This window comes from Paenibacillus timonensis (assembly GCF_022427145.1).
In the GTDB taxonomy this organism is placed as follows: Bacteria; Bacillota; Bacilli; order Paenibacillales; family Paenibacillaceae; genus Fontibacillus; species Fontibacillus timonensis.
The window spans coordinates 1-9,162 of the sequence record NZ_JAKSXN010000102.1; the positions used below are offsets into that span (position 1 = coordinate 1).

13 protein-coding genes are annotated in these 9,162 nt (G+C 39.1%); all 13 read left to right on the forward strand.

The window, feature by feature from the left end:
- Positions 1-363 precede the first annotated feature (363 nt).
- Positions 364-870 carry an HIT family protein gene (locus MJ257_RS23785; RefSeq protein WP_240271642.1) on the forward strand — a complete coding sequence of 169 codons (507 nt, stop codon included), beginning with the start codon at positions 364-366 and terminating at the stop codon, positions 868-870.
- A 222-nt stretch (positions 871-1,092) separates the two neighbouring features.
- On the forward strand, positions 1,093-1,533 hold the full coding sequence (locus MJ257_RS23790) for a ParB N-terminal domain-containing protein (RefSeq protein WP_240271643.1): 441 nt from the start codon (positions 1,093-1,095) through the stop codon (positions 1,531-1,533).
- Between the two features lie 245 nt (positions 1,534-1,778).
- Entirely contained in the window at positions 1,779-2,165 is a 387-nt protein-coding gene (locus tag MJ257_RS23795; RefSeq protein ID WP_240271645.1) for a VOC family protein, read from the forward strand.
- A gap of 242 nt (positions 2,166-2,407) precedes the next feature.
- The gene (locus MJ257_RS23800; RefSeq protein WP_308193248.1) at positions 2,408-2,833 is read left to right on the forward strand and encodes a GTP pyrophosphokinase; all 426 of its coding nucleotides are present in this window, start codon (positions 2,408-2,410) and stop codon (positions 2,831-2,833) included.
- A gap of 284 nt (positions 2,834-3,117) precedes the next feature.
- Positions 3,118-4,356 (forward strand): copper amine oxidase N-terminal domain-containing protein, encoded by a 1,239-nt coding sequence (locus tag MJ257_RS23805; protein ID WP_240271649.1) that lies wholly within the window; start codon positions 3,118-3,120, stop codon positions 4,354-4,356.
- 36 nt (positions 4,357-4,392) lie between these two features.
- Positions 4,393-4,872, forward strand: a complete 480-nt coding sequence (locus tag MJ257_RS23810) for a YcxB family protein (protein ID WP_240271650.1) — start codon at positions 4,393-4,395, stop codon at positions 4,870-4,872.
- 216 nt (positions 4,873-5,088) lie between these two features.
- The gene (gene comI, locus MJ257_RS23815) at positions 5,089-5,184 is read left to right on the forward strand and encodes a competence inhibitor ComI (protein WP_240271652.1); all 96 of its coding nucleotides are present in this window, start codon (positions 5,089-5,091) and stop codon (positions 5,182-5,184) included.
- Positions 5,185-5,465: 281 nt separating this feature from the next.
- Positions 5,466-6,035: a hypothetical protein gene (locus MJ257_RS23820; RefSeq protein ID WP_240271654.1), complete on the forward strand. Its 570-nt coding sequence runs from the start codon at positions 5,466-5,468 to the stop codon at positions 6,033-6,035.
- A gap of 354 nt (positions 6,036-6,389) precedes the next feature.
- Entirely contained in the window at positions 6,390-6,971 is a 582-nt protein-coding gene (locus MJ257_RS23825; RefSeq protein ID WP_240271655.1) for a DJ-1/PfpI family protein, read from the forward strand.
- A 44-nt stretch (positions 6,972-7,015) separates the two neighbouring features.
- Positions 7,016-7,378 (forward strand): glyoxalase superfamily protein, encoded by a 363-nt coding sequence (locus tag MJ257_RS23830; protein WP_240271656.1) that lies wholly within the window; start codon positions 7,016-7,018, stop codon positions 7,376-7,378.
- 326 nt (positions 7,379-7,704) lie between these two features.
- Positions 7,705-7,923 carry a hypothetical protein gene (locus MJ257_RS23835; protein WP_240271658.1) on the forward strand — a complete coding sequence of 73 codons (219 nt, stop codon included), beginning with the start codon at positions 7,705-7,707 and terminating at the stop codon, positions 7,921-7,923.
- A gap of 51 nt (positions 7,924-7,974) precedes the next feature.
- Positions 7,975-8,625 (forward strand): dienelactone hydrolase family protein, encoded by a 651-nt coding sequence (locus MJ257_RS23840; RefSeq protein ID WP_240271660.1) that lies wholly within the window; start codon positions 7,975-7,977, stop codon positions 8,623-8,625.
- A gap of 134 nt (positions 8,626-8,759) precedes the next feature.
- Positions 8,760-9,162: SRPBCC family protein (locus MJ257_RS23845; RefSeq protein ID WP_240271662.1), on the forward strand; the 403-nt coding region annotated here is incomplete at its 3' end.

Consider the following 9,162-nt stretch of genomic DNA (forward strand, 5'->3'; position numbering starts at 1 on the left):
ATATACCTGAAGGCGAATATTTTATATCCTATAAACCATTGACAAAGAAAACATCGTCTAGCTTTCCGTCAGGATCCATTTGGTATGATGATCAAGGTAAAGAAATTATTAGAGTAAATTTAAGTAAAGACTTTATATTGTGAGTAGTCCATTGATGCCAGTCCCTTCGTATAACACCGTATTCACGCATCGGAGCAATCGCCCCTCGGTTGTCAAGATGTATAATCATGGAAGAAGCTCAGACAACAAACGCCCCAGCCTAAGATAAGAGCTATCTAAGGCTGGGGCGTTTCGTGAATACAACAACGTTAATTACGAAGCAAAACAAATGAAAAACCTAACACTTAAAGGAAGAGGTGTGTAATGCCAAGACAAGTAACATTAGCTGACGGTAGGACAGTAGAGGTAGAGTGTCTTAGCTGTGCTCTAACTAGTGGGCTTATTGAACCTACTGGAGGAGTTATATATGAATCAAGACATTTTCATGTACACCAAGATGTCGCCTATCCTATTAGAGGCTTGGTTATTATTGCCTCCAAAAGACATTTTTACTGTATGGATGAATTGACCTCAGAGGAACAACTAGATTTCATATCAATTATTCATAAGGTAAGAAGCGAGCAGCGGAATAGCCTTGGGATTGATAAGGTGTACTATTTCTATAATGAGGATACAACACATCATTTTCATCTTTGGATGGTTCCTAGATACGAATGGATGTATAGTTTCGGAAACTCAGTAGAATCATTAAGACCGGTTCTAGTACATGCAAGAAATAATATGAACACAGAATCCAATATGTTAGAGGTTCTGAATGGGATAAACACTCTGAGACTCGGATTAGAGGGTTTTGTAAGTAATTCAGGGTAACTTCACCTAACACCGCATTCACACATCGTTTTCTTCGAGACCCTCGGTCGCCAGGGGAAATTGCAAAGAAGAGGATCAGGCGACAACCTTGCACTACCTAACCGCATAGCGGCCGGATCTACGAGCCTTAGTGAGGGTTCGTGATTACAACAACGTTATCCGAAATTCATGCATGGTGTTTAAAAACTAAAAAGACAATATTTGAGAAAAGGGGGCGTAGCTATGACTAGATTTACTTTAAATGCTGCAATGGAGTACGCTGTAAATCATGATATTGAAACATGGATTCATCTTTTTTTAAATGGCGAAGGAGACAATGTTGGATTATCAGAAGGACTAAAAATGAAAAGACGATATTGGTTAGGGCCAATTGAAATCGATATTAGTTATCTGGATAGAGTTGTTGGTCCTGAATCAAATATGGAATATGTAGAAGATGAAGATTGGTGGAATTATAACATTAGTCAAATCTCTAACCGTATAGAAGTCGGATGGGATATGCCCCCTTTAATTGCTGAAAATAGAGAAGGCTCTTTAAGTATAAGGGATGGTAATCATCGACTTGGCGCTCTTCAAAAGTTAAAAAAAGAAAAGTGCTTTGTCGTTATTTGGGATGATAGCAGTGTGGAAAATATATTAAAAGCTATACAAAAGAAAAAATAAATAGTAGTATTTGGAAGATTTTCAAGAAGGCGTGAGCATCGGATAACAAAGTATTTACGCGGCGGAACGGCTGACGTCGTCCCTTGGTCCGCCTGAGGCATTTTCGAGGAAGTAGATCCAGCTTGGACGACCCTGCGAACCTAACCGCATCGTGGCCACTCCTGACGGGGCTCAAGGTTCTCGGGCTCGTGAATACAACAACGTTATACGAAAGTCCACTAAGATAATAATATGGGGTGATTACAATGAAGTTTAAGACGCCGCAAATAAATATTTATGTTGATGATTTAGAAGCATCAAGAACATTTTACGAGAAGCTTGGGTTCACCCTTACATTCACAGCTGAGATTGAAGGAAAGGCAGTTCATCATGAATTAATGTTAGAGGGGTTTAAGTTAGGTATTGCTACAAAAGAATCCACTCTCGAAATACACGGAATTAAACCAGGGAGTAACTCAGGATGTGAAATTGTTTTTTGGACAGAAGACACGGATTCAGCTTTTCATTACTTATTAGAAAATGGGGCAAAAATGTTATCAAAACCTCATGATTTTTTAAACAATAAATTGAGAGCAGGATGGGTAGAAGATCCAGATGGAAACCCAATTCAAATTGTTTGCAAGCGAAACTAAGACGATTGATTATTTAGCAATTCGGGGAGAATGGGACCTTCGTATAACACCGTATTCACGCATCGGTCGGCATTCGCCGCCCCTTGGTCCGCCCGAGGCATTTCGAGGGAGCGGATCCAAGCGGACAACCCTGCGAACCTAACCGCGTCGCGGCCACCCCGTTGGGGCTTAAGGTTCTCGGGTTCGTGAATGCAATGATGTTATGCGTAATACCCTAAATGCTATAAGATCAAAGAGCGGAGATGACAATCTTGGATATTGAAAAAGCAATATCGATAGCTTTAGAAGCTCATAGAGGTCAAAAAGATAAAGGTGGAAATCCATACATATTGCATCCGCTAGCAGTGATGAACAGAGTAGCAACAATAGAAGAGAAAATTGTAGCAGTATTGCATGATGTAGTTGAAGATACTGAAATTACCTTAGATCATTTGAGAGGGAGTGGTTTCACTGAAGAGATAGTTGGGGCGATTAGGTTACTTACGAGATCTGAAGAGGATAGTTATGAAGAGTTCATTTTAAAAGCGGCTCAAAACACTATATCAAGAAATGTCAAAATAGCAGATATCGAAGAGAATATGAATTTAACAAGAATAAAAGAACCAACTGAAAAGGACTATAAAAGGCTAGAAAAATATAAAAGAGCATTAAAAATGTTAAAGGGCTGAGAGACTATTCAAGAAGAGGGTTCAACGCTAACACAGTATTCACGCAGTGGGACATCCCCTCTGTCCGACAGAAGTTAGAAGCAGATCGAAGGCATTTCAGTACCAGGGAAGTAGAATCAGCCGGACACATTCGCACCGACTAACCGTATCGCGGCCGGCTTCTGACGGAGCCTTAAGTCGGTGAGACGTCGTGAATACAAGAACGTTATAGGAAATTAGCGCAAACCCCAAATATCAATCTTTTTTTGGCAGACATTAAACGGAAAGTGAATAGGAAGTGTTTCATGATTAGAAAATTCTTAATTTCGCTACTTAGCATTTGCTTGCTAGTGACTACTCAGCTTTTTTTAGGAGTTGCATCTGCTGACAAACCGATTCAATTGTATGTGAATAATGTAAAAACTGCAGGAGTCCATCCGATCATAATGTCGGGTGTTATGTACGTGCCTTACCGGCCATTTTTTTCTGCTTTGGAATCTAAAGTTGCATATGATCCTGAAACTCAAAAAATCTCAGGAGTTATTAGAGGCGCTGAAATTCAATTCTGGGTTGGTGAGGACATTATTGAGTACGATGGCGAGACTTACTATTTAGACAATGCGATTCCGGTTATTAATGGACAGGTATATCTCCCACTTCGTTTGGTTAGTAACCTATTGGAATATTCTGTTAAGTATGATAAATCTAATTCAACTATTAGCTTGAAGTCTTACGGATTTGGTGAAGAAGCTGCTATAAAAGATCTACTTACGAAGTACTACGAAACGTTTAGTCCACGGTTATATTCGTCTGACAATCTTAAAATGGGTTATATGAATCTCGAGTATGAGTACGAAGCCAATCAACAAGTCAGTGAGATCAAAGTTCGAGACTATAAGGTGGCAATAGATTGGATTAAGTATACTTCTACCACTGAAGCACGACTTCAAGTAACGTATATCAAGAATACAGAAGTATTAAATCTATCCGATGTGTATCTCTTTGACATTCGTTATGAGCGGGGACAATGGAAGATCGCAAATGAAGCATTGATTTTTAAAAGTTTGGATATACCGGAGGATATCGATACACAGGCTACTTCTATCATAGAAAATCGTTATGGAGAGCAAACCGCGGTCTTATCAGACCTGAGAACCTATTATAAAGCGTTAAACGAGGAAAACTTAGAACTCACGGTTCAATATACGGATCCTTCATTTATTGAACAATGGAATGGTGAAGTATTCGGTTCTGTAACTTGGAACAGTTCAATGAAGGAGCAATTTGCTGATTCCGACTATAGGTATAATTTATTTGACGAACGAGTCGTCTTTCTTGGAGATAAGGAAGCTGTCGTCCAAGGCAAGATTGATTTTAGTATGCGAAAAGATGATGAAGGGGCAGATAATTACGTATATGAAGCCCTTATTTATTTGAAACATGCTAATGGTCATTGGACATATAGTGAGGACATTGATCTTGACCAGGACTTCGATGAACGAGTTGATGCTGCGGGCAATCCAGCCAAGTTAAGCGGGTGGTGACAGAGCCAATTCGTGCTAATCAAGGAGGCATATTCAATGAAGTTGAACTATCAATACTCTGAAAGAGAATTTATAACCGCAATGAATCAAAACCTAAATTTGAAGAGACTTGCATTTGATGTCGTTTTAGCAGTGGGTTTGCTGGTTTATGGTTTCTATTTGATATCAATTAATTTAGCAGTATTACTTGCAGCCTTTTTGGTCGCGCTCTCAGTTCTTTTTGTTTTTATGATCTTAGTAAGAATAATTGTTGTACCCAGAGTAGTTTTTAGACGAGAACCTAAATATAGAGAAGAATATGAATTGGTTTTCCAAGAAGATGAAATTTTATTTACTGCAGGTGGTCTGGATTCAATAATTAAATGGGATTTTTATAAAAGTATCAGAGAAACTAAGGATTTTATATATCTTATATATTCTAAGAACGGATGTTCAATAATTCCCAAAAGAGCATTTCAAAATAATGAAGAGCAAGAAATCTTTATTAAATTCGTTCGATCGAAAATATGTAAATAATATTGAAAGTATTTCAAGAAGGCAGTAGCAGCATATAACACAATGTTCATGCATCGGGCATTCGCCCTCGTGAATACAAAAACGTTATTTGAAAGGGATGCAAGATAAATCCAAAAACAAAATGAGAACGCTTGTACGTAGATGTAAATAAAGGTAAAATATAACTACAATTGAATCTTGGGTGGGCATGGTTTCCCTTCGAAAGGAGGTGAAGCCATGGCAGTGAAAGATGCATTAACGATCATGTTCCTCTTTGGAACGTTCATTCTTGCTCTTTTAACATACATCAATAATAGCAACAAGAGAAAGTAAAAACCCACCCAAAGGTTGAGGCCAGAGGTGGGTTTTGTTCCTATACGACCTAGAAGGGATAAACCATCCAAGCCAATTGTACTGACCAAGTGTTCGCAGCACTTGGTCTTTATTACATATATCATAACACAAAGAAAAAATGTATCAAAGCGAGAAATTAAAATTTGCTAAGTCCGTCGGACCCGGTGTTGGCGCCTTTTAGCCAGTGAGGGTTCGTGAATACAAGAACGTTATATGAAACTGGTGAAAGCCATAAAAAACGAAAAAGAGGAGAGAAGTGAATGAGTGAATTCAGTGAGAGTTACTATCTTTTTTCTTTAGATCAGAATGATGGTATAAAGCTATTGAAGAAAGCTTGGTTGCGAGGATTTGTTTATCCCTCAAGTTACAACTGGGTAACTATTGTTCCAAGTGGTCGCAGTTTTCAGCCTAATAAGAGATTAATCAATAAAAACAAAGGAGTATTAGTGCACTTAATAAACGCAGAAGATCATGGATGGTCAATTAGTATTTATGATGGAAGGAAACGCACATTCCACTATGAGTGTAATTGGGAAGAAGAAATTGAAATCAATCAAGATGAGTATAATAGAGAACGTTTTGTTGATTTGGTAAACAGCAATCCAAATAAACAAAACACAGTAACCCCATTAGATATAACAAAGGTATTCTATGTTTCCGATTTTGAAGAATTATTTGAAAGAAATCCGGTCCAGCAAGTTGCAGAGTTATTGGGATTTGAGAATTATGAGTGGATTTCCTACGAGTATAGCCTAAGAGAGGCTAAAGAAAATCCTGAAGGGTTCAAGAACAAAGGAATCAAAACAGTAAATAGTATTTTCACTTTTTAATTTGTTGATTTTAAGGAGTGAACTTATTGAGAATCTTTGATTTTGATAAAGAAACCGGTAGAGAAATAACTCAATTCAATAGTAAAAATTCTAACTTCTCAAAAATCATTCAACATAACAATCAAATACATATAATTCTTTAATAGGTGTTACTCGAGGAAGCGCTTGAACATCGCCTAACACGGTATCACGCATCGGGGCTACCGCCCCTTGGTTGTCAGATGTATAATCATGGAAGAAGCTCAGACAACAAACGACCCAGCCTAAGATAAGAGCGATCTAAGGCTGGGTCGTTTCGTGATACGAGAACGTTATAGGAAATACCTGCAAAATTATAGAAAGAGAGATGATTCGGTGAGGATCGCATTAGTTTTATTCAACGGAGTTACATTTCTTGATTTTGTCGGGTTCTATGACGTTATCTATCGTTTAAACCTATTTGACAAGACAAAAGGAACGACATGGGATATTTGTGGTTTAGTCGAGGAAGTTACGGATGAACTTGGGATGAAGGTAAAGGTAAATGTCATTAAGCCGGATTTATCTGCGTATGATCTTGTTTTTATTCCAGGAGGAATGGGAACAAGAAAGCTTAAAGATGATGCAGTCTTCATTGACTGGATCAAGACTGCTGAGCTGGCTAAGTATAAAATATCGGTATGTACAGGTTCATTGTTGTGGGGAGCTGCGGGATTTTTGAAAGATAAGAAAGCAACTACTCACCCCAATGTATATGACCTACTAGAACCTTATTGTTTAGAGGTAATGAAATCCCGGATTGTGAAGGATGGTAACATCATAACAGCTGGAGGAGTAGCAACATCAATTGATTTAGGACTATTTATTATTGAATTGTTTGCTGGAGCGGAAGCAGCCAATGTTGTGAAGAAGCAGCTTGATTATCCATATACTGCAGTTGGAATCGTAGAAGTGTAGGCAATTCAAGTAGGTAGGTAAAACGATGAAGGGAAGTGCAAATAATGAGTTTAGGTCATGTCATTCCAATGTTTCGAATGTTTGACGAGGACAAAGCTAAAGAATTTTATTTGGATTATTTAGATTTTAGATTGGATTGGGAACATCGATTTGAAGATGATTTACCTTTATATATGCAAGTGTCAAAAGACCATTTTATACTACATTTAACCGAACATCATGGGGATTGCAGTCCTGGAAGTGCGATTAGGATAGCTATTGAAGAACTTGAAGAATTTCATCAAGTATTACTTGGGAAGAAATATAAAAACTTACGACCTGGAATTGAAGTGACGGAATGGGATACGAAAGAAATGTGTCTGCTAGATCCTTTTGGAAATAAGCTGATATTTTATGAAGAGATATAGAACTCATTAAAGTAACTCGAAGAAGGCAATGATTTCATCTAACACCGTGATTCACGGGGCAGCTCAGACAACAAACGACCCAGTCTAAGATAGGAGCTATCTAAGGCTGGGTCGTTGCATAGAACGGAGGGAATGATTAATATGAGCAAACTTCAAAATATGCGAGGTTAGTACAAGAGCATATCTATGAGCCTACGGACTTTTTATGGCATGAGGGCGATAAAGAAACATGGGGGTGTGGGCAAAATGTTTTTATATCAGCCATCAAGGATGAAGTTACTCAAGCGGACGTTGACCCATACGAAATTATTGAGTTTCCAGGGGGGATGTTCTTAGTTGCCACAGGAGATGAAAACAACAAGGATGACCTAAACGAAACTGTTAATTATATGATGCAATGGATAGAAAATAGCGACATTTTTGAATATGGCGACTTTCCTATAAGTGGAATGTGCAATATGCCAAACCCTGGTGGTGCTTTTGATAAGGCGCTTGGTATTGCCCAACAGCAAATATACTTACCGTTAAAAGTCCGTTCAAAATAAGTGGTTCTTTATGGGAAATAAACGGGGAAAAGGTTCGAGAAGACAGAACATTTGTTCTTCAATTTATTGGTAAATGATGGTACAATAGGAAAAACAATTGATTCCGGGAGGAAAAGAGAAATGGCCGAGGTTCTTATATTTCACCACGCACTCGGGCTTACCAAGGGCATTCACATTTTCGCCGACAAGCTTAGAGAAGAGGGGCACACTGTACACATTCCTGACCTTTTCGATGGTTACTCATTTACTTCTATCGAGGAAGGCATGGCCTATGTCAAAGAAATTGGATTCGAAGAGATCATAAAGCGTAGTACATGTGCGGCTAGCGGACTTCCGCGTTCGATTGTCTATATGGGATTTTCGCTCGGTGTCGTACCGGCTCAGAAGCTCGCCCAGACCCGTGAAGGCGCCCGTGGCGCGTTGTTCTTTTACTCTTGCGTTCCAAGCTCCATGTTCGGGACCCCCTGGCCAGCGGATCTACCGGTGCAGATTCACGGCATGGACGCAGATCCCTATTTCGTTGAAGAGGGCGACCTTGAGGCAGCGCGCGAGCTTGTGGCATCGGCCAATCATGCCGATCTTTATTTGTACCCAGGCGATCAACACTACTTTGCAGATAGTAGTTTGTCATCGTACGACGCTGACGCAACGGCATTGCTGATGCAACGTGTACTTGAATTCCTCCGGCATTTGGATAAATGAGCATTTGTCTGTTTCGTTACCTTAGTAAGAGAAGCAGTTAGTTATATTAATGAAGAAGGGCTGGGTCGTTTCGGGAATGCAAAAACGTTTTGGAGAAGGCAAGAACAACTACAGACAAGGAAAGGAAGTTTATCATGGTAACCTTCAACCAAGAACCGATTGTAAGATCTGAAATGCTTATTAGAAAACCAGTGGAAGAAGTATTTGAAGCCTTTATCAACCCAGAGATCACAACGAAGTTTTGGTTCACGAAAAGTAGTGATCGGCTAGAAGCTGGAAAGCGAATTCTTTGGGAATGGGAGATGTATGGCGTCTCCGATGAAATCTACGTGAAAGAGATCGAGAAAAACAAACGGATTCTTGTTGAATCATCGGATGGAACTCATATCGAATGGCTGTTTACCCCAAGAGATAATAATGAGACTTTTGTTTCTATTGAAAACTATGGATTCGCAGGAAATCCTGATGAGATCTTAAACCAATGTATGGACTCAATGGGAGGGTATACGATAGTACTGTGCGGACTTAAAGCTTACT